Origin of the sequence: Synechococcus sp. O70.2 (assembly GCF_047462135.1) — a bacterium.
In the GTDB taxonomy this organism is placed as follows: domain Bacteria; phylum Cyanobacteriota; class Cyanobacteriia; order Thermostichales; family Thermostichaceae; genus Thermostichus.
Window position 1 is genome coordinate 134,572 of the sequence record NZ_JANSIS010000001.1, and the last position, 20,564, is coordinate 155,135.

The 20,564-nt window shown below is 62.0% G+C and carries 16 protein-coding genes; 10 read left to right on the forward strand and 6 right to left on the reverse strand.

Translation table 11 applies throughout. From position 1 onward, the window contains the following. The first annotated feature begins 169 nt into the window (after positions 1–169). The 3 genes from ffh to recF all read left to right on the forward strand — a co-directional run bounded on the left by ffh (position 170) and on the right by recF (position 3,416). A complete protein-coding gene (gene ffh, locus NW812_RS00610) occupies positions 170–1,603 on the forward strand; it encodes a signal recognition particle protein (protein WP_414393132.1) in 1,434 nt (477 codons plus the stop codon). 9 nt (positions 1,604–1,612) lie between these two features. Further along, positions 1,613–2,065 carry a tRNA (cytidine(34)-2'-O)-methyltransferase gene (locus NW812_RS00615; RefSeq protein ID WP_414393134.1) on the forward strand — a complete coding sequence of 151 codons (453 nt, stop codon included), beginning with the start codon at positions 1,613–1,615 and terminating at the stop codon, positions 2,063–2,065. Positions 2,066–2,291: 226 nt separating this feature from the next. Continuing rightward, positions 2,292–3,416: a DNA replication/repair protein RecF gene (gene recF, locus NW812_RS00620; RefSeq protein WP_414393779.1), complete on the forward strand. Its 1,125-nt coding sequence runs from the start codon at positions 2,292–2,294 to the stop codon at positions 3,414–3,416. On the opposite strand, the gene NW812_RS00625 is transcribed toward recF, so the two are convergent. After that, positions 3,413–4,972 (reverse strand): YifB family Mg chelatase-like AAA ATPase, encoded by a 1,560-nt coding sequence (locus tag NW812_RS00625; RefSeq protein ID WP_414393136.1) that lies wholly within the window; start codon positions 4,970–4,972, stop codon positions 3,413–3,415. The two genes, recF and NW812_RS00625, sit on opposite strands and share 4 nt — an antisense overlap. A 196-nt stretch (positions 4,973–5,168) precedes the next feature. Here NW812_RS00625 and NW812_RS00630 point away from each other — a divergent pair, with 196 nt between their 5' ends. Beyond that, the gene (locus NW812_RS00630; protein WP_414393137.1) at positions 5,169–7,025 is read left to right on the forward strand and encodes a peptidase M3; all 1,857 of its coding nucleotides are present in this window, start codon (positions 5,169–5,171) and stop codon (positions 7,023–7,025) included. A 44-nt stretch (positions 7,026–7,069) separates the two neighbouring features. Further along, positions 7,070–7,903, forward strand: coding sequence for a DNA adenine methylase (locus NW812_RS00635; protein ID WP_414393139.1), 834 nt, complete (start codon positions 7,070–7,072; stop codon positions 7,901–7,903). Between the two features lie 10 nt (positions 7,904–7,913). On the opposite strand, the gene NW812_RS00640 is transcribed toward NW812_RS00635, so the two are convergent. Then, on the reverse strand, positions 7,914–8,345 hold the full coding sequence (locus tag NW812_RS00640; RefSeq protein ID WP_414393141.1) for a hypothetical protein: 432 nt from the start codon (positions 8,343–8,345) through the stop codon (positions 7,914–7,916). Between the two features lie 186 nt (positions 8,346–8,531). On the opposite strand from NW812_RS00640, the gene NW812_RS00645 reads away from it, so the two are divergent. After that, a complete protein-coding gene (locus NW812_RS00645) occupies positions 8,532–9,059 on the forward strand; it encodes an adenine phosphoribosyltransferase (RefSeq protein ID WP_414346831.1) in 528 nt (175 codons plus the stop codon). Between the two features lie 12 nt (positions 9,060–9,071). Here the strand turns inward: NW812_RS00645 and NW812_RS00650 are convergent, their stop codons facing one another. From NW812_RS00650 to glyA, 3 genes are all read right to left on the reverse strand, one after another. Continuing rightward, complete coding sequence (locus tag NW812_RS00650) at positions 9,072–9,632, reverse strand: hypothetical protein (protein WP_414393142.1); 561 nt, start codon at positions 9,630–9,632, stop codon at positions 9,072–9,074. A gap of 65 nt (positions 9,633–9,697) precedes the next feature. Further along, the gene (locus NW812_RS00655; protein WP_414393143.1) at positions 9,698–10,792 is read right to left on the reverse strand and encodes an MraY family glycosyltransferase; all 1,095 of its coding nucleotides are present in this window, start codon (positions 10,790–10,792) and stop codon (positions 9,698–9,700) included. A gap of 24 nt (positions 10,793–10,816) precedes the next feature. Continuing rightward, positions 10,817–12,142: a serine hydroxymethyltransferase gene (glyA, locus tag NW812_RS00660; RefSeq protein ID WP_414393144.1), complete on the reverse strand. Its 1,326-nt coding sequence runs from the start codon at positions 12,140–12,142 to the stop codon at positions 10,817–10,819. 207 nt (positions 12,143–12,349) lie between these two features. On the opposite strand from glyA, the gene psaM reads away from it, so the two are divergent. The 3 genes from psaM (at position 12,350) to purL (ending at position 17,301) form a co-directional block, all read left to right on the forward strand. Further along, entirely contained in the window at positions 12,350–12,442 is a 93-nt protein-coding gene (gene psaM / locus NW812_RS00665) for a photosystem I reaction center subunit XII (RefSeq protein WP_414332959.1), read from the forward strand. 136 nt (positions 12,443–12,578) lie between these two features. After that, the gene (gene recG / locus NW812_RS00670; RefSeq protein WP_414393146.1) at positions 12,579–15,002 is read left to right on the forward strand and encodes an ATP-dependent DNA helicase RecG; all 2,424 of its coding nucleotides are present in this window, start codon (positions 12,579–12,581) and stop codon (positions 15,000–15,002) included. Positions 15,003–15,006: 4 nt separating this feature from the next. Beyond that, the gene (gene purL / locus NW812_RS00675) at positions 15,007–17,301 is read left to right on the forward strand and encodes a phosphoribosylformylglycinamidine synthase subunit PurL (RefSeq protein WP_414393147.1); all 2,295 of its coding nucleotides are present in this window, start codon (positions 15,007–15,009) and stop codon (positions 17,299–17,301) included. A gap of 8 nt (positions 17,302–17,309) precedes the next feature. Here purL and trxB read toward each other — a convergent pair whose 3' ends face one another. Next, positions 17,310–18,728 carry a thioredoxin-disulfide reductase gene (trxB, locus tag NW812_RS00680; protein WP_414393149.1) on the reverse strand — a complete coding sequence of 473 codons (1,419 nt, stop codon included), beginning with the start codon at positions 18,726–18,728 and terminating at the stop codon, positions 17,310–17,312. A gap of 283 nt (positions 18,729–19,011) precedes the next feature. On the opposite strand from trxB, the gene glnA reads away from it, so the two are divergent. Beyond that, complete coding sequence (glnA, locus tag NW812_RS00685; RefSeq protein ID WP_414393151.1) at positions 19,012–20,436, forward strand: type I glutamate--ammonia ligase; 1,425 nt, start codon at positions 19,012–19,014, stop codon at positions 20,434–20,436. Positions 20,437–20,564: the final 128 nt, after the last annotated feature.

Genomic DNA, 20,564 nt, shown 5'->3' on the forward strand with positions numbered 1-20,564 from the left:
CGACGCCTTCTATTGTTGCTTAAACTTTCGTAAAGTCGCTAGCCTTCCTCGGCCTAGGTAGCCGCTGGGGCCGGGATCCCAAGCTGGAGCGGCTCCAACTGGACTATGGGAGCGGCTCCAACTGGACTATGGTAGGAAATGCCCTAGCAGCCCTTGACTAACAGCACCCATGTTTGATGTCCTTGCCGAAAAGTTGGAACTGGCCTGGAGAAAGCTGCGCGGCCAGGACAGGATCACCGAAACCAACATCCAAGAAGCCCTGCGGGAAGTGCGGCGCGCCCTGCTGGAGGCCGATGTCAACCTGCAGGTGGTCAAGCAGTTCATCGAGGAGGTGCGGCAGGCAGCCCTGGGCGCTGAGGTGATCCCGGGGGTAACGCCGGATCAGCAGTTTATCAAGATTGTCTACGACGAGCTGGTGAAGGTAATGGGGGAGGCCAACGTGCCCATTGCCCAGGCCGAGCATCCCCCCACCATCGTGCTCATGGTTGGCTTGCAGGGATCTGGCAAAACCACTACTTGCGCCAAGCTGGCTTTGTATTTGCGCAAGCAAGGCAAAAAGCCACTGCTGGTGGCAGGCGACATTTATCGTCCAGCGGCCATCGACCAGCTCAAGAGCCTGGGCCAGCAGATCCAGATCCCCGTCTTCGAGCTGGGCAAAGCGGATCCGGTCGAGATTGCCCGCCAGGGGGTGGCAGCTGCGCGGGGACAGGGCTACGACTACGTTATTTTGGATACCGCCGGTCGCCTCCAGATCGACCTGGAGATGATGGCAGAGCTGGAGCAGATCAAGGCCGCGGTGCAGCCCCACGAGATCCTGCTGGTGGTGGACGCCATGATGGGGCAGGAGGCGGCCAACCTCACCCAGGCCTTCCACGAGCGGCTGGGCCTTACCGGCGCCATCCTCACCAAGCTGGACGGCGATACCCGCGGCGGGGCAGCCCTTTCCATTCGCCAGGTTTCCGGCCAGCCCATTAAGTTTATCGGGGTTGGCGAAAAGGTGGAGGCCTTGGATCCCTTTTACCCGGATCGCATGGCCTCGCGCATCTTGGGCATGGGGGATATTCTCAGCTTGGTGGAAAAAGCCCAGGAGGAAATCGACCTGGGAGATGCCGCCGCCATGGCAGAAAAGATGATGACCGCCCAGTTCGATTTCAACGATTTTCTTAAACAAATGCGCCTCATCAAGCGCATGGGGTCTCTAGCCAGCTTGCTGCGGCTAGTGCCGGGAATGAGCAAAATTAGCGACGAGCAGCTGCAAAAAGGCCAAGAGCAACTAGCCCGGGCGGAGGCCATGATCAACTCCATGACGCCAGAGGAGCGGCGCAACCCGGATCTGCTGGCCCGCAGCGTCAGCCGCAAGCGGCGGGTAGCCCTGGGCTCTGGCCATAAGCTGGAGGATGTCAGCCGCCTGGTGAGCGATTTCCAGCGCATGCGCGACATGATGCGCTCCATGAGCATGGGCGGCTTTCCGGGCATGCTGGGCGGACGGGGCCCGCTGCCGGCAGGTGGCCCCCAATGGCGAGGGCGTTCGCAGTCCAGCCGCAAGCCAGACAAAGGGGGGGGCAAAAAGGGGGGCAACAGCCGCGGCTTTGGCAGCAAGTGAGCTGAGCGTATGCCTTTCCACGTCGTCTTGGTGGCTCCGGAGATCCCGGCCAACACCGGCAACATCGCCCGCACCTGTGCCGCTACCCGCACACCCCTCCACCTTGTGGATCCCTTGGGGTTTCGCCTCTCGGATCGCTACCTCAGGCGGGCGGGGCTAGACTACTGGGAGCACGTCCAACTGCATCGCTACCCCTCTTGGGAGGCCCTGGTGCAAGCCCACCCTGAGGCAAGATTTTGGTGCTTTAGCGTGCGCGGCAAGGCCCTTTACACCGAGGTGGCCTATCAACCCGGAGACTGGCTGGTGTTTGGCAGCGAAAGCCGGGGCTTGGATCCCATGTTCTTGGAAACCTATCCCAGCGTGCGCATCCCCTTGAGCGGGCCGGTGCGCAGCCTTAACCTCAGCAATGCAGTCGCCATTGCCCTCTTTGAAGCCCTACGCCAACAGGGATTTCCCACCTAAACTTGACAGCCCTACGCCTGCCGCAACAAGCTGCACCTGCTCCAACCCCTGGTTCACTAGCTGACGCAGCTCTAGTGACTGGACTTGGCAGCTGTTGCGTCCAGGAGCCCAGCTTTCTCGGTCAGCCCCTCCTTGGCTGAAGCCAGGTGCGCCTGTTCCTAGGCTATGCGTTAAAGTGGAAACCCTCCTTGGCGAGGGCCGTTCCCCCAAGCCAAAGGCGCACCAAGTGTACCTATGTTTTCTCCATCTGTGGCACTTTCGCAACTACCGGGATCAAGGGATCCCCTTCGAGGCACCCAAGACCATCCTGGTGGGGGAAAACGCCCAGGGCAAGACGAACCTCTTGGAGGCAGTGGAGCTCTTGGCCACCTTGCGCTCGCGGCGGGCCGGTCGCGATCGGGAGATGGTGCAGCAGGGGGAAGAGAAGGCGCGGATTGCCGCCACCGTGGAGCGGCTAGGGGTAGCCCACGAGCTGGTGATGGAGCTACGCAGCCAAGGGGGTCGCTCCCTGAAGGTTAACGGCCAGGCGCTACGGCGACAATCTGAGTTCTTAGGGCAAGTGAATGCGGTGGTCTTCTCCAGCCTGGATCTGGAGCTGGTGCGAGGGGGGCCAGAGGCGCGGCGCAACTGGTTGGATGGGGTGTTGCTGCAGCTGGAGCCGGCCTACCTTGGCCTGGTGGAGCAGTATCGCCAGATCCTCAAGCAGCGCAATGCCCTCCTGAAACAGGATCCCGCTGCTGCCAGCGACAGGGACTTGCAGATGGCCTTCTGGGACGCTCAGCTGGCCACCAGTGGCAGTCGCATCATGCGCCGCCGCGCCCGGCTATTGCAGCGTCTGGAGCCGCTAGCCGCCCACTGGCACCAAGTCATCAGCGGTGGTCGGGAGACTCTCAGCCTTGCCTACCGTCCGCAGGTGCCTTTGCTAGATCCCCAGGCCAATCCCGAAGGGGTTCAAGCCCAGTTGTTGGCGGAGATCCGTGCCAAGGCCGCTGCCGAACGGGCCCTGGGCACCTCTCTAGTCGGCCCTCACCGAGACGAGGTGGAGCTGAGCCTCGACGGACAGCTTGCCCGCGCCTACGGATCCCAGGGGCAACAGCGCACCTTGGTCTTGGCCCTCAAACTGGCGGAGCTGGAGCTGATCGAGCAGGTGAAGGGGGATCCGCCCTTGCTGCTGTTGGACGACGTGCTGGCGGAGCTGGACCTGCACCGCCAAAACCAGCTCTTGGAGGCCATTCAAGAGCGGGTGCAAACTTTGGTAACCACCACCCACCTGGGCTCCTTCGACGCCGCTTGGCTCAAGGGAGCGCAAATCCTGCAAGTGCACAAGGGGCAAATTTCTCCCTCCCCTTAGCTTAAAGCAGGCCGACCGCGGTCCAGGCTGCGATACTGAATGGCCTCGGCGATGTGGGCAGGGGCAATGGCCTCGGCACCCTCTAGATCGGCGATGGTGCGGGCCACCTTGAGGATGCGGTCGCTCCCCCGCGCAGAGAGGCCTAACTTTTGGATGGCGCTCTCGAGGAGCTTGCGACAGGGATCCGAGAGAGCACACCACTGCCGCAGGTGGCGGGGCTGCATCTGGGCGTTGCAGTGGATCCCGGGCTCGTCCTGGAAGCGCTGCCGTTGACGCTGCCGCGCCTGTTCCACCCGCTGCCGCACCGCTTGGGACGACTCGCCACCCTGAAGGCGGACAATTTCTTCCGGCTTGAGGCGGTTGACCCACACCTGCAAATCGATGCGATCTAGCAGAGGGCCGGAGAGCTTCGACCAGTAGCGCTCCCGCTGTTGCGGCGTGCAGGCGCAAGGCTGAACAGGATCCCCGTAGAAGCCGCAGGGACAGGGGTTGGTGGAGGCCACCAGGGTGGTTTGGGCGGGAAACTCCAGGGAAAGGCGGGCGCGGGAGATGGTAACCTTGCCGTCTTCCAGGGGCTGGCGCAGCACCTCCAAAACCTCGCGGCGGAATTCCGTCAGTTCGTCCAAGTACAAGACACCGTGGTGAGCCAGGGAAATCTCGCCAGGCTTGGGGTAGGGGCCACCGCCCACCAGCGCCACCGCCGAGGCCGAATGGTGGGGAGCACGGAAGGGCCGCTGGGTGATCAGGGGGGTTTGGCCTCCCAAGTGCAGGTTTTGCCGCAGCAGGCCGGCTGCTGAATAGATGCGGGTGATCTCCAACATTTCCTCCCACTGCAGCCGAGGCAAAATGCCGGGCAGACGACGCGCCAGCATGGTCTTGCCCGCTCCTGGGCTGCCCACCAGCAGCAGGTTGTGCCCGCCGGCTGCCGCAATCTCCAAGGCTCGTCGGGCCTGTTCTTGCCCCTTCACATCGGCCAAATCCAACAGGGGTTCTGGTTCAGTTGCTAGCAGCTGCTCCGGCTGGATCCGCAGCGGCTCAACCCCCTGGGGGTTTTGCAGCCAGCTCACCACCGCCGCTAAGGAGGGCAGCCCGTACACCTGGATCCCTTGCACCAAAGCCCCCTCTGGGCCATTCTCCTGGGGCACCACCAGGCGGCGGATCCCCATCTCAGCGGCACCGGCGGCAATGGGCAGGATTCCGGCCACGGGTCGCAAGGTGCCATCCAGGGCCAATTCCCCCACCAGCAGGGTGTTGGCCAGCGCTTCTTTCTCGATGACCCCGGCAGCAGCCAGAATGCCGATGGCGATGGGAAGATCAAAGCTGGGGCCCTCTTTGCGCAGATCGGCGGGAGCCAAGTTGACGATGATCCGCCGCTGCGGCAGGGCAAAGCCGGAGTTCTTGATGGCCGCCCGCACCCGCTCTTTGGCCTCCTGAACGGCTGTGTCTGGCAGCCCCACTAGGATAATCTGGGGCAAGCCACCGCCCACATCCACCTCCACCGTGACCCGCACGGCCTTGAGTCCCAGGAGAGCAGCAGCAGTGACCTGAGCAAACAAAGGCGTCGCCTCCTCCGGAAAGCTTTTCCACCGAATGATTGTCTCCCGACACCTATCCTGGAGGAAGTACATTGGCTTGTGCAGGCTTATTCCTGGGAAGCGGTGACTCTAGAGTTGGCTGGGATCAGAGGCTACTGGGTCTGCTCAGCCGCCAAGCCACGGAGGGGTTGCCCCCATCTCTAGGAGGCTGGTGCCAGTGGTCTCTTCTGCTGCTGAACCCCCTTTTGAGCGTTTCTCCAGCTCTGGGCAAGAAGGCGCCCCAGCCTGGAAGGACCTGGAGGAGCAGGTGCAGGAGTTTGCCCGCTGCTACCGGGGGCAGGTGGCCCAGCTCAGCCCACCAGAGCTGGGGAAGGCGCTGCAAGTCTTGTCGCAGCTAACGCAAGCTCTGGCGGCTCAGCTTGCGGAGGGCAGGGAAGGGATCCCGGCTACCCCTCTTCAGGCTCCAAGCTGGCGGGATCTGGAGCGGGCTATCTCCCTGCAAAGCCACTTGCTGTTTTTCTCTCTAGAGCTGCAGTCGCTGTTGGGTGGTTCCCCCGACGACTCTGCCGCCGAGTTGCCGCCAGAGGATGGGCGCTTGGACCTTTTAGCTGCTGCCCATGTCGAGCCGCGGCTACGCCCCTTTTGTCAGTTTCTGTGTGGCCTCCTCCACCAGCGGGGTCACCGACAGGCGGAGCCTCTAGAGCGCTTACTGCACCAGCAGCGCCTGGCTGGACGCTTGGCCTGGCGGCAGTTGTGGCAAGTCACCCTCAGCTCCCTCGGCGACCAGGGCCTGTTGCCTCCCCAACAGCAGTCAGCTAACACCCTCGCCCACCTCCAGAACCTGCAAACCCATCCCAGTGCCGAGGCTCGCTGGGCGGCCTACCAGCGCTTGTGCCACCATCTGGAAGCCCATGCGGAGCTGGGAGGGTTTATTCTCAGCATCCTGGTTCGCGACCACCTCTGGGAGGCCCAGTGGCGGGGCTACGATTCTGCTGCCGACCTTTACCTGGCTCGCCACGGCCTCAGCCAGCCCTTTTGGGAACATCTGCTGGACGGGATCCACGATCGCTTCGACCTGTTCCAGCGCTACTACCGCCTGAAAAGCCGCGCCATGAGCCGCTCCATTCGCCTCTGCGACCTCTACGCACCCTGGGGGGAGCCTGTCCCACCCCTTGCTGCTGCCGAAGCCACCTCCCTAGTCTGGGCAGCCCTGCAAGAGTTCTGCCCTGAGTGCGCGGCCCAGGCCAAACCCTGGCTACTGGAAGTCAGCTCCGAACGGGAGGCACCCCCTGGCGATCCAGAGAGGCCATGGCCAGGAAGTGAACCCCTTGCCTCCCTGCTGCAAGCCCTTGAAGCCCTCAGCCGGCGGCTCCGGCCTGAGGGGCCTCGAGTTTGGCTGGATCTGGAGGAGCTGCAGGGATCTGTCCAGCCCTCCTGGGAAATTCGGGTGCATACCGCGTTTTTACAGCAGGTGCTGCTAGACTACCTGCTCGGGGCGGCACGGGGTACACCGGCGCCACCCCCTCTTCGAAATCGTGCAAGCGGGCTGGAGGTCTTTACCTTGGCCCAGGCCCTCTTGATTCACCACCTGGAGGCGCAGTTACAGGCCGTGTTTTACCAGAGCCTGATTGCCCGGCTGGAGCTGCTCCTCTATCGCTCGGAGAACACCGCTCCACTAGCTTCCTCCAAGGCCAGCCCTACCTCCTGGGTCGGCGAAGAGTGGCTAAAGCTGATCCAGGAGCTGTGCGGCGATGCGGTGGAGCTGTTGCCGGAAGACCAGTTCTGCTGGGTGGGGATGCCGGAGCTGTTTCTGCGACCCTTCAGCGCCCCTCAGGTCAGCCTAGCCAGCCTAGTGGCCCTGGCCTGCCACCGCCAGTATCATCTGTCTCCGCGTACCTTTTTGCCCCGCTACCGAAATTGGCTGGCTAGCCCCCCTGGATCCTTGACTTGGGGAGAATCGGCCCAGTTACTCCAGGTGGACTTGAGCGAGCCGGAGGAGGTGTTGCAGGGGTTGGAGGAACTGGAGCATTGGATCGAGGTGCTGGAAGAGCTGCTGGAAGAGAATCAAGACTAGGGGGCTGCAGCCAGCTGGCCTTTGACGTAGCCGGAAGGAGCTCCTTGCAGAGGGGGAGGGAGCACCTCAAAGCCCGCCCCTTCCTCAAGTGGGCAGGAGGGAAATGGGGGCTGCTAAGCCAGTACGAGCCCTTCTTCCCCCGCGACTGGGGCACTTATCATGAGCCCTTTTTGGGTGGCGGGGCGGTGTTTTTCCACCTGGCCCAGGTTTACCCTGAGCGGGGTTTTGTGCTATCCGACATCAACGCTGACTTGGTCAACGCCTACTGCTGTGTGAGGGATCGGGTGGAGGAGGTGGTGGCACTGCTAGCCTACCACCAGGCCCACCACAGCCGCGACTACTACTACGCCCTGCGGGCATCCAAGCCAGTTGACCCTGTCCAGCGGGCGGCGCGGCTAATTTACCTCAACAAAACTTGCTACAACGGGCTTTACCGGGAAAACGCCAGCGGCGAGTTCAACGTACCCCTGGGCCGCTACCGCAACCCGCGCATTTGTGATGCCGACAACTTGCGGGCTGCTAGCCGTGTCCTGCAACGGGCCAAGATCTTGGTGCAGTCGTTTGAGCAGGTGTTGGAGCGGGCCCAGCCCGGCGATTTTGTCTATTTGGATCCGCCCTACTACCCGGTTTCAGAAACCAGCAGCTTTACCGCCTATAGTCAGTACGCCTTTGGCCAAGCGGAGCAGATCCGCTTGCGAGAAGTTTTTGGGATCCTGGCCGACCGAGGCGTGCAGGTGCTGCTGTCCAACTCAGATTGCCCTTTTGTGCGAGAGCTGTACAGGGGCTATCCTATCCACACCATCGTGGCCAGCCGCGCCATCAACTGCCACGGCCGCAAGCGCGGTCCCGTCACCGAGGTGCTGGTCTTGTCAAGGTAGCCGGCCCTAGCTACTCGATCACCACATTCTTGGGCCCGCCATCGGGGCGCTCCTGGTTGAAATTGGCCAAAAAGGTATCCGGATCTCGGAGGCTGAAGACCAGCTTTTTGCAGGGTACTTGCAGCCCCAGGGGACCTACCAAGGGAATGAAAAGCATCTTTTCCTGGAGCAGCGGAATGGCAATCACCCCCTGGGTGCTGGTTACCGCGCCAACCAGTCCCTGGAAATCGGTGCGCACGCCCAGGCCGTAGAACCAGGGCCAAGAGAAGCGCTCCCCGCGTCCCAGCTCGCCTAGAGAAAAGGTTTCGTTGAACAAGTTGCCCGCCCGCACTACTAGCTTGTCCTGGAGCAGGTCAACGTAGGCCGACTCACTGCCTACCCCAAACAGCGCCAGGGGCAAACTTGCCAGGGGGTTGGAGTCAATGGCCATGTAATAGCGCATGGGAAATCTCCAAGGTCAGGAACAAAAAGAATGAGCCGCGGCCCCTAGCCTTGCAATTATAATCTCCGGCCTTGCCAGCTTGGCCAAAAGGAAACCCGTTCGCTAAGGCTTTGAGCGGCTATGATGGGTTGCTGGGAGCGGCCTTCTACACCCTTTGAGCTGGCCACTGCTGAGCCAGGAGAACTCATGGATCTGCGCCCCCTTGTCCGCCTAGTGCCCGATTTTCCCAAGCCCGGGATCCTCTTTCGCGACATAACCCCCTTGCTGCAGAATCCAGCGGGCTTTCGGGCCGCTATCGAACAGTTGGCCGCCGGCACTGCCACCATGGGATCCCTAGATTACGTGGTGGGCATTGAGTCGCGAGGGTTTATTTTGGGGGCTGCCTTGGCCCAACACCTGGGTTTGGGGTTTGTCCCCGTTCGCAAGCGCGGCAAACTGCCGCCGCCAGTGCTCAGCCAAACCTACACGCTGGAGTATGGCCAAGACGAGCTCCAACTACAAGCCCACGCCCTGCGCCCTGGCAATCGGGTGGTGATTGTCGATGATGTCTTGGCAACTGGCGGCACCGCCGCCGCCACAGCTGAACTGGTGGCTCAGAGTGGCGCCCAGGTAGGCGGGTTTGCTTTTCTAATCGAGCTAGCTTTCTTGTCGGGCCGCAAGCTTCTTCCTCCACAAATCCCAACCCACGTGCTGATGGTGGAAGACTCCAACTGAGGGATTTGCCCCTCACCGCAGGCGTAGCGGCTGGCGGACGGCTACTTCTGTTGCCTTAGCTTTGGGCAGAGGTTGAGTCAAGGGGCTGAGCTGAGCCTGGGCCTGCAGTTGCTCCTCAATCCAGTCGGCCAGCTCCCGCATGTAGAGGGCCACGTGGGGGGCGTAGTCGCGCCGCAGCGGCTCTACCCCTTTTTCGGCCAGGCGGGCCAGGATGACCGGATTGCTTAGCTCTTCGAGAGCGGCAAAGTCTTCTGGCTGGTCAAACCCCAGCTCTGCCATCTTTTCAAACACATATCCCAGCCGTAGGCCCGTAGCCCCGCAGTGGGAAGGATCCCTCGCGACATAGGCAGCAGTGCGGTAGGCCGTTTGGGCAATGGAGCGCCAGGTGCCGCGGTGGATGTGTAGGCTAAGCTGCTGCTGATCCCAGCCCAGGGCTTCCCGCACCAAAAGGCCACAATTGCAGCGGGTGCTATCCCGCCAGCAGTACTCGCGATCCCAAAAACCCCAGTGCTGAGCTTGCAGGCGATCGGCGGTGCGGCGCAAGAGGGCTGCCAGCTCCGGTGTAGGACGCATCGGTCAAGGCGGCAGACGGGATCCCCTCCAGTCTAGGCAGGCAGGCGGCTGGGAACAAGCCGAGCTTAATCCTTTTTTGAGTTGATTGGCTCTGCTTGAGCTTCGGAATCCTCAGAAGACTGTTGCCGCTGGCGATGCCGTTGCCAAGCTCCCCAGGCCACCCCCGCCAACACCAGCGAGGCCCCGCCCAGATAGGTGCCCCCTGCCGGCAAGCCCGCCAAGGCCAGGGCCAGGGATCCCCCCCAGAGGGTCATGGCGTAAATCAGCAGCACCGAATGCCGCTGGGACAGGCCAGCCTTGAGCAGGCGATGGTGCAAGTGGCCCTTGTCGGGATGGAAAGGGGATTTGCCTCTGGCCAAGCGCTTGAGGATCACAGCAGACATATCCAGAATCGGCACGGCCAGGATAAAAAACGGCAGGGCCACCGCCAGGGTGGTCACCCCCTTGGCCACCCCAATGACCCCGATCCCGGCCAGGGTGAAGCCCAGAAAGTAGGCTCCCCCATCCCCCATGAAGATCTGCGCCGGGTTAAAGTTGTAGCGCAAAAACCCCAGACAAGCCCCCGCTAAGGCTGCCGCCAGCATGGCTGCCGCCGGCCGATCCAAGAGCAGGGTTACCATCAGCATCACGACTGCCGCGATCCCCGACACCCCTGCCGCCAAGCCATCCAGCCCGTCCATAAAGTTGATGGCATTGGCCATCCCCACCAGCCACAGCAAGGTAATCACTAGGCTCAGCCATGCAGGGAACGGCCAGATGCCGATCCGCGGCAGGTTGATAAATTCGATGCGCACCCCCACTCCCCAAGCCGCCGCAGCCACTCCAAATTGCATCGCCAGGCGCGAAAAAGGCGACAACTGAAACAGATCATCCGCCAAGCCAATTAGGAAAAACAAAACGCCGCCAATCGTCACCCCCCAGATCTCGTACTCCTGCTCGGGGCGCAGGCCGGCAAAGGCTCCGGCTCCCCAAAGCACAAGCAGCGCCACCAGGTTGCCGAAAAAGATGGAGACCCCCCCCAGGCGCACCATCGGCTTCCGGTGGATCTTGCGCTCGTCAGGAAAATCCAACTGGCCGCTGCGGATCCCGACCGCCTTCACCACCGGGGTTGCCCACAAGACCACACAGGCAGCAGCGAGAAAGGCAACCAAGTAGGGCATGGCAGGCCGTAGCGAGGATGGCGGTTATCCCAAGTGAGGGTAGAGCGGAAAACGGCGGCAGAGCTGAGCAACCCGCTGACGACAGTCTTCAAGAACGCCTGGATCCTCCGGTCGGAACAGGCAATCGGCAATGATCTCCCCGATTTCCTCGAATTCTGCCGGCCCTAGGCCGCGGGTGGTCAAGGCCGGGGATCCCAGACGCAGGCCGCTGGCCACAAGGGGCGGCTGCGGATCGAAGGGGATGGCGTTTTTGTTGGCGGTGATGTGGATCTCGTCCATCAGGCGATCCGCCCGCTTGCCCGTCATCACGGGATCCGCCGCCCCGTTTTTCTCCAGCACCGCCGAGACCGAGCGCAGGTCCAACAACATCAGGTGGTTATCGGTGCCCCCCGAAACCAAGCGGATGCCACGCCGCTGCAGAGTCGCCGCCAGCGCCTGGGCATTGGCGATTACCTGGGCTGAGTACTGGACAAAGCTGGGCTGCAGCGCTTCCCCAAAGGCCACCGCCTTGCCGGCAATGACATGCTCTAGCGGCCCACCCTGGCTGCCGGGGAACACCGCCTTGTCCAGCTTTTTGCCCAGTTCCGGGTCGCGGGTGAGAATCAGGCCCCCGCGTGGCCCCCGCAGTGTCTTGTGGGTAGTGGTAGTTACCACATCGCAGATGGGCACGGGGTTAGGGTGGTGCCCAGTGGCCACTAGACCGGCAATGTGGGCGATATCGGCCATCAGATAGGCCCCCACCTCGTCGGCAATAGCACGGAAAGCAGCAAAGTCAATGACCCGGGGATAGGCCGAATAGCCGCAGATGATGAGCTTGGGCCGGTGCTGCAGGGCCAGATCCCGCACCTGGTCAAAATCGATTCGCTCCGTCTTGGGATCCACCCCATAGTGCACCACGCGGAACCACTTGCCGGAGACATTGACTGGCGAGCCATGGGTAAGGTGGCCACCGTGGGCGAGATCCATGCCCATGATCGTGTCTCCCGGCTGCAGCAGGGCCAGGAAAACGGCAAAGTTGGCCTGGGCGCCGGAGTGAGGCTGCACATTGGCGTGGGCTGCTCCAAACAGTTGCTTGGCGCGGTCGATGGCCAGTTGTTCGATCTCGTCGATAAACTCGCAGCCACCGTAGTAGCGCTTGCCGGGCAGCCCCTCGGCGTACTTGTTGGTGAGCACCGATCCCTGGGCCGCCAGGACAGCCGGCGAGGTGAAGTTCTCGCTGGCGATCATCTCCAGGTGATCCCGCTGCCGGTTCAGCTCCTGCTGAATCAGGCGGTAAACGATGGGATCCGTTTCCGCCAAGATGGCCAGGTTGTCCCGGGGGGTGGTCAAGCTTTGGGGAGCGGCTACCATGGTGACACCAAAAGCAAACGTTGCCAACAAAAAAAGCCCAGCAGCGCCCTGCCGTCGCGACAGTCCTACGGAGCAACATCGTAACACAGGGGGGCTAGGCCAGGGGATCCCCAGGGGCCAGGGGAGGCTTTGTAAAGAATGTTTTTCAGCCCTGGGTCTGGCCGCTGGCCAAGGTAAAGTGGGGGGCAGGGTTTTAGGGAGTTGGCTATGACCGACGCACAAGTTTTCACCATCCTGGCCATTGCCCTAGTGCCGGCAGTGATGGCCGTGCTCCTGGGATCCGCCCTGGCTCGCAGCTAGTTTCTAGCAAAAGGCTGCTCTGCGGGACCTACCCCTGGGTAGGCCCTTTTTAGTGGTCAAATGGGTGAGTGTTGCTATTGGCTAAAGTTGGATAAGAGACACTACCGGTAGCCAGCCCGGAAGCAACTTGAGCCAGGTGGATCTCCAGCGAGTTCAGCGCGCCCTTTCTCTAGAAGCAGAGGTGGGGTTTACCGACCTGCGAGGGCGAGAGCAAACCTTTTCCCAGTTTTTGCAAAGCATCTTTGGTCAAGATCCGCCTTCCCACTGGAGCCTGGATGGGGATGACCGACGGCGCTGGCGGGAGCTGGGATCCCGCTATCGCCTCTACCCCCAGCTAGAGCTGTCGGAGCGGCAGCACCTGGTGGCAGAAACCCGTCGCTGGCTGGAGCGTCTCCGGCGGCAGCAAGAACAAGCCCACTCCGCCCCACCCAGCCCTGCTTTGCCCCCGCCCAAGGGCCTTAGCTTGGAGCAGCCTCTGCAATTTCTCAAAGGCATTGGCCCCAAGTCAGCGGAGAAGCTGGCGCAACTGGGCCTGCATACTGTGCGCGATGCCCTCTACTACTTCCCACGGGATCACCTGGACTATTCTCGCCGGGTGCTCATTCGCCAGGCCAAGGTGGGGGAGACGGTCACCCTGGTAGGGACGGTGAAAAGCTGCAGCTGCTTCACCAGCCCCAAGAACCCCTTGCTGACCATCTTGAACCTCAAGATTGCTGACAAAAGCGGCATAGTCACCCTCAGCCGCTTCTACAGCGGGCGGCAATTTGCCCAGCGCAGTTGGCAGGCAGCCCTAGAGCGGCAATACCCTAAGGGAGCAGTGGTGGCGGCCAGTGGCTTGGTGAAGAAAGGCCGCTTTGGCCTGACGCTGGATAACCCGCAACTGGAGGTGCTGGGGGGAGAGGGCGAGGATCCGGACAAGCTGGGCAAGATCCTGCCCGTTTACCCGCTCTCAGAAGGGATCCCCGCCGATCTGGTGCGCAAGGCCGTTCAGCTTGCCCTGCCAGCAGCCGCCTTGGTGGAGGATCCCTTGCCAGAGAACCTGAAGCGGCAGTTGCAGCTTTTGGACTTGCCCCTTGCCCTGCAGCAGATTCACTTTCCTGAAACGCGAGAGCTGCTGGCCCAAGCCCGGCGGCGGCTGGTGTTCGACGAGTTTTTCTATCTGCAACTTAGCCTCTTGCAGCGGCGGCAGCGCTACCGCGCCCAAGCTCAGGCTGTACCTCGCTACCAGCCGGCCAGAGGGGAGCTCTTGGATCGCTTCTACCAAATCCTGCCCTTCCAGCTTACTGCGGCCCAGCAGCGGGCCATTGATGAGATCCTGGCGGATCTGCGGGATCCCTTGCCCATGAACCGCCTGCTGCAGGGGGACGTGGGATCCGGCAAAACCGTGGTGGCGGTGGCGGCCTTGCTGGCAGCCATTCAATCCGGCTGGCAGACGGCCCTCATGGCCCCCACCGAAGTCCTGGCCGAGCAGCACTACCGCAAGCTGGTGGAGTGGCTCAGCCAACTGCAAGTGCCCGTTGAACTCTTGACTGGCTCCACACCCCCCGCCAAGCGGCGCGAGATCCTGCGGCAGTTGCAAACCGGGGAGCTGCCCCTGGTAGTCGGCACCCATGCCCTCATCCAGCCGGCGGTGCAGTTTCGCAACCTGGGCTTGGTGGTCATCGACGAGCAGCACCGTTTTGGGGTAGAGCAGCGGGCTGCCCTGCAACAAAAAGGGGATCACCCCGATGTCCTGACCATGACAGCCACGCCCATCCCCCGCACCCTCACCCTGGCCCTGCACGGGGATCTGGACGTAACCCAGATTGACGAGTTGCCCCCGGGGCGCAAGCCGGTGCATACGGTGGTAGCTCGACCGGGGGATCGCCTGCAGGTGGTGCGGCTTATCGAGCGGGAAATTGCCCAGGGGCGGCAGGCCTACGTGGTGCTGCCTTTGATTGAGGAGTCGGAGAAGCTGGATCTCAAGTCGGCCATCGAAGAGCACCAGCGCCTGCAGGAGAAAGTCTTCCCCCAGTTCCGGGTGGGCCTGCTGCACGGGCGCCTGAGCAGCAGCGAGAAGGAGGCGGTTATCGAGGCCTTTCGCCGGCGGGAGCTGGATATTCTTGTTTCCACCACGGTGGTGGAGGTGGGCGTGGATGTGCCCAACGCCTCGGTGATGCTGGTAGAGCATGCCGAGCGCTTTGGCCTCTCCCAGCTCCACCAACTGCGGGGACGGGTAGGACGGGGCTCCGACCAGGCCTATTGCATCCTCATGACCTCCTCCGAAAGCGAAGAGGCCCTGCGCCGCCTCAAAGTCCTGGAGCAGTCCCACGACGGCTTTTTCATTGCCGAGATGGACCTGCGCTTCCGGGGCCCAGGGGAAGTGATGGGCACCCGCCAGTCGGGGCTGCCCGACTTTGCCCTGGCCAGCCTCATGGACGACCAAGAGGTGCTGCAGTTGGCCCGCCAGGCGGCAGAGCAGCTTATTGCCCAAGACCCTGAGCTGCAGCAGTGGCCCCGCCTGCGCCACATACTGGAAGAACGCCAGGCCCGCCTTTTGGGGCCCGCTTTGTTGACTTAAGCCTATGCCCTATACCCTTGCAGAACTCAAGGCCCACGGCCTCTCCCCGGCAGAGTACCAACAGATCCAGCAGCAACTGGGCCGGGATCCCAACCCCACCGAGCTGGCCATGTTTGGGGTGATGTGGTCGGAGCACTGCTGCTATAAGAACTCTCGCCCTCTGCTGAAAAACTTTCCCACTGCGGGCGAGCGGGTGGTGGTGGGGCCAGGGGAAAATGCCGGCGTGGTGGATTTGGGGGATGGGGACTGGCTGGCCTTTAAAATCGAGTCCCACAACCACCCTTCAGCCGTGGAGCCCTTCCAGGGGGCGGCCACCGGCGTGGGGGGCATCCTACGCGATATCTTTACCCTGGGCGCCCGCCCCATTGCCCTGCTCAACTCCCTGCGCTTTGGGCCGCTGACGGATCCCCGCAACCGCCGCTTGATGGCCAGAGTGGTGGAGGGGATCGCCCACTACGGCAACTGCGTGGGGGTGCCCACGGTGGGGGGCGAAGTAGCCGTGGATCCCTGCTACAGCGGCAACCCTCTGGTCAACGTCATGGCTTTGGGGCTTTTGGAGGCACCAGCAGTGGTGAAGTCGGCAGCGCGGGGGGTGGGCAACCCTGTCTTGTATGTCGGCGCCACCACCGGGCGGGATGGGATCCGCGGGGCCAGCTTTGCCAGCGCCGAGCTGAAAGAAGATGCGCACCAAGACCGGCCAGCCGTGCAGGTGGGGGATCCCTTCCTCGGCAAATGTCTCATCGAGGCCTGCCTGGAAGCCTTTGCCACAGGAGCAGTGGTGGCTGCGCAGGACATGGGCGCTGCCGGGATCACCTGCTCCACCGCGGAGATGGCGGCCAAGGGAGGGGTGGGGATCCGCTTCGACCTCGACCGGGTGCCGGCCCGAGAAAGCGGCATGGAAGCTTGGGAATACCTCCTTTCGGAGTCCCAAGAGCGGATGCTGCTGGTGGTGCAGAAAGGCCGGGAAGCAGAGGTCATAGAGATCTTCCACCGCTGGGGCCTGCAGGCCAGCGTGGTTGGGGAAGTCATTGCCGAGCCGCTGGTGGAGATCTGGCACCAGGGATCCTGCGTGGTGCGAGTGCCGGCGCGGGCCTTGGCGGAGGATACCCCTGTATACGTCCGTCCCGTGTTGCCAGAGCCGCCAGAGTATGTGCAGGCAGCCTGGCAATGGGATCCCAGTACCCTTCCCCCCTGCGACCGGCAAGGGATCCACCTACCCCAGAAAACGCTGGCGTGGGAGCAGGTGCTGCTGCAGCTTTTGGCAAGCCCCACCCTGGCCAGCAAAGCCTGGATCTATCGCCAGTACGACCACCAGGTGCAAAACAACACCGTCCTTTGGCCGGGACAGGGAGATGCGGCAGTCATCCGCATCCGCCCCCAGAAATTTGGCGTAGGCGAAGTGCCACCCCTGCAGGCTTCCCGCAAGGCGATTGCCGCCACCGTGGACGGCAATGGTCGCTGGGTGTACCTGGATCCCTATGAGGGGGCCAAAGCTGCGGTGGCCGAAGCCGCCCGCAACCTCTCCTGCGTGGGGGCGGATCCCTTGGCGGTAACCGACAACCTTAACTTCGGCAACCCGGAAAATCCGGTGGTGTACTGGCAGTTGACCCTGGCCTGTCGGGGGATTGGGGATGCCTGCCGCACCCTGGGCACGCCGGTAACCGGGGGGAACGTCTCCCTCTACAACGAGAAGGGATCCCAGGCCATCTACCCCACTCCTGTTATCGGCATGGTGGGTCTCATTTCGGACTTGAAATTCATCTGTGGCCAGGGGTGGCAGCAAGAAGGGGATCTCATCTACCTCTTGGGATCCCAGGCCGTCGCCAGCCTGGGGGGGAGTGAGTACTTGGCGGTCATTTACCAGAAAGTTACAGGCCGGCCCGCGCCCGTGGATCTGGAACTGGAAAGGCAGGTGCAAGCGGCCTGCCGCCACGGCATCCGGCAGGGGTGGGTGCGCTCTGCCCACGACTGCAGTGAGGGGGGACTGGCCGTGGCGCTGGCGGAAGCCTGCCTCAGCGGCGGACGAGGGGCCCAGATCTGGATCCCCTCTCCGTCTACCCGTTGGGATCAAGCTCTCTTTGGCGAGGGATCCAGCCGCATCCTCGTTTCCGTCGATCCAGCCCAGCGCTCCCCTTGGGAAGCCTACCTAGAGTCGCAGCTTCCCCGCCAGTGGCAGCTTCTAGGACAGGTGGGCGGGCCAGCGGATCCCTTGGTGGTGACTACTGCAGAAGGGGATCCCGTGTTGTCGGTCTCTTTGGCAGCTCTACAGGCCGCCTACTCCAGTGCCTTTGCCGACTAGCTGGTAGACTAGGCTGATTCGGACAAGTTGGCCTGGATCACCTCGCGGTAGTGGGACTTGGGCTTGACGCCCACCACCTGGGCCACCAGCTCCTTGTTTTTGAAAAACTGCACCGTTGGCGTACAGGTTACCCCGCCGGCCTCGGCAATCTCCGGCTCCTTCTCGATATCGATCTCCACCACGTGCAGCTTGTCGGCAAACTCTTCGATGACCTTGTTCAGGATTGGCTTGAGGGCATGGCAAGGGGTACAGGTGGGAGCCGTGTACTTGACCATCAGCAGGCGATTGCTCTCATGGTAAAGCCGCCGCAGGGCATAGCCCCCTTCATGGCAAGTTTGGTTGAAGTCGAGGTCCTCTTGCACCTCCTGCTCAAAACTGGCCTCCTCGACAGCGGAGCCTCCCGCAGGCTCTACCTCGATAGCAGAAGCAAGTTCCGGCTGGCTCGGCGGGACAACGGGATATTCCTGAGCTAGACCTCGCTCCGAGAGCCAGCGCTCCGCCAGCATGGCTGCCATACAGCCGGTGCCGGCAGCGGTGATGGCCTGACGAAACTCGTGATCCTGCACGTCCCCAGCGGCAAATACCCCCTCCACACTGGTGGCTACAGAACCGGGGCGGGTGACAATGTAGCCAGCTTCATCCAGCTCCAGCTGCCCCTTGAACAAGTCCGTGTTGGGTTTGTGGCCAATGGCGTAGAATACCCCCCCTACCGCCATCTCCCGCAGCTCGCCGGTCTGGTTGTTGCGCACCCTCACGCCCGTCAGGCGCTGGCCGTCGCCCAGAACCTCTACCGCCTCCGTGTGCCAGTGCACCGTAATCTTGGGGTGGTTGAGCACCCGGTCTTGCATGGCCTTGCTGGCCCGCATCTTGCCACTGCGCACCAGCATGTGGACATGGGATCCAAACTTAGTTAGGTAGGTGGCCTCCTCACAGGCGGTATCGCCACCGCCAATCACCACCAGTTCCACTCCCCTAAACATGGGCATGGCCCCATCGCAGACAGCACAGGCCGACATGCCCCGGTTCCAGTAGATCTCCTCCCCCGGCAGGTGCAGGCGCTTGGCCGTAGCCCCGGTGGCAATAATGAGGCTGTGGGTGCGCACTTCCCGTTCGTCGGAGCGAACCACAAACGGCCGCTGGCTGAGGTCCACAGAGGTAACATCCTCGGGGTAAAGCTCTGCCCCCCACCGCTCTGCTTGAGCGCGCATGTTCTTCATCAGTTGGGGACCGCTGATGCCCTCGGGAAAGCCCGGAAAGTTTTCCACCTCGGTGGTGGTCATCAGTTGCCCACCCGGGATCCCGCCCACTTGAAACCCCTCGAACACGACCGGCTTCAGGTTGGCACGCCCAGCGTAAATGGCTGCGGTCAACCCAGCAGGCCCCGAGCCAATAATGACCACATTCTCAACCCGACCTTGGTTTGTCATTGCTCTATCTCCCCTTCCGCAACGGGACTATCAAGTCAAACTCGTAATGACTACGCTTTAGCCTAACACGATTCCGCAGCCTCAAGGAGGCCAGGGCTTGTCAGTTTCATTTTCGTTCTCCCGCGGATTGCCGGTGAGCTGCTCTTTGACGAAGGGAAGGCTGGAACCAGGTCATCTTTGTATCAGAAGATACAAAAAGCTGGTGTTGGCCTTTCTAGGATGGGTGAGCGCTTTCGGCCTGTCTTAGTTTCAACCGCAACCCAAGTCAAGTTAGGAGAAAGGCATGGCATCCACCCCACAAGAAGTGCTCCAAATGATCCACGACAACAATATCCAGATGGTGGATCTCAAGTTTGTGGATCTCTTTGGCACCTGGCAGCATGTCTCCTTCCACTCTTCAATGCTGACGGAGCAAGCTTTTAGCGAAGGGCTGCCCTTTGATGGCTCCAGCATCCGGGGCTGGAAATCCATCAACGAGTCAGACATGTACATGGTGCCAGACCCCAAAACGGCCTGGATCGACCCCTTTTTCCAAGTGCCCACCCTCAGCCTCATCTGTAACATCATTGAACCCCGCACCGGCCAGCCCTACAGCCGTTGTCCCCGGAGCCTGGCCATGCGGGCTGTGGCTTACCTGCAATCGACAGGCATTGCCGATACGGCTTACTTTGGGCCCGAGGCAGAGTTTTTCATCTTTGAAGATGTACGGTTTGACCAAACTCAGAACGCCGGCTACTACTTCGTCGATTCCATTGAGGGCCGCTGGAACTCAGGCCGGGAGGAGAAAGGGGGCAACCTGGGCTACAAGCCGCGCTACAAAGAAGGCTATTTCCCTGTGCCGCCCACCGATGCCCACCAAGACCTCCGCACCGAGATGTTGCTAACCATGGCCAAGTTGGGGGTGCCCATCGAAAAGCACCACCACGAGGTGGCCACTGGCGGGCAAGGAGAGCTGGGCTACCGCTTTGCCGACCTGCTCACCTCTGCCGACTACATGATGATTTACAAGTACGTGATCCGGAACGTGGCTCGCAAGCACGGCAAGACGGTGACGTTCATGCCCAAGCCCCTCTTCAACGACAACGGCAGCGGCATGCACACGCACCAGTCTCTCTGGAAAGACGGCCAGCCCCTCTTCTACCAAGAAGGCAACTACGCGGATCTCAGCGAGATAGCTCTCTACTACATCGGCGGCCTCCTCAAGCATGCACCAGCCCTTCTGGCTTTCACCAACCCCACCACCAACTCCTACAAGCGCCTGGTGCCTGGGTTTGAGGCGCCGGTAAACTTGGCCTACTCGCAGGGCAACCGCTCCGCAGCCATTCGGATTCCGGTAACGGGCAAAAACCCCAAGGCCAAGCGGCTGGAGTTTCGCTGCCCAGATGCCACCTGCAACCCTTACCTTGCCTTCTCGGCTATGCTGATGGCTGGCTTGGACGGGATCAAGAACAAGATCCACCCCGGCGAGCCTCTCGACAAAGACATCTACGATCTAGAGCCGGAGGAGCTAGCCAAGATCCCCTCCACGCCCGGATCCCTGCTGGATGCTCTGGAAAGCCTGCAGAAGGATCACGACTTCTTGTTGGAGGGGGGCGTCTTCACTGAGGATCTCATCGAGACCTACATCGAGTACAAGATCGACAACGAGATCAACCCCATTAACCTGCGGCCTCACCCCTACGAGTTTGCCCTCTATTTCGACGCCTAATCGAGGTTTTCATCTAAAGCATTAGTTCTTGACCAAGGCTTTTGAACGGGATCCCTTCTTGCTGGAGGGATCCCTTTTTTGTGCCTGCTCTGGTACTCTGGGTGGGGGTGCTGAAGTTTACAGACTCA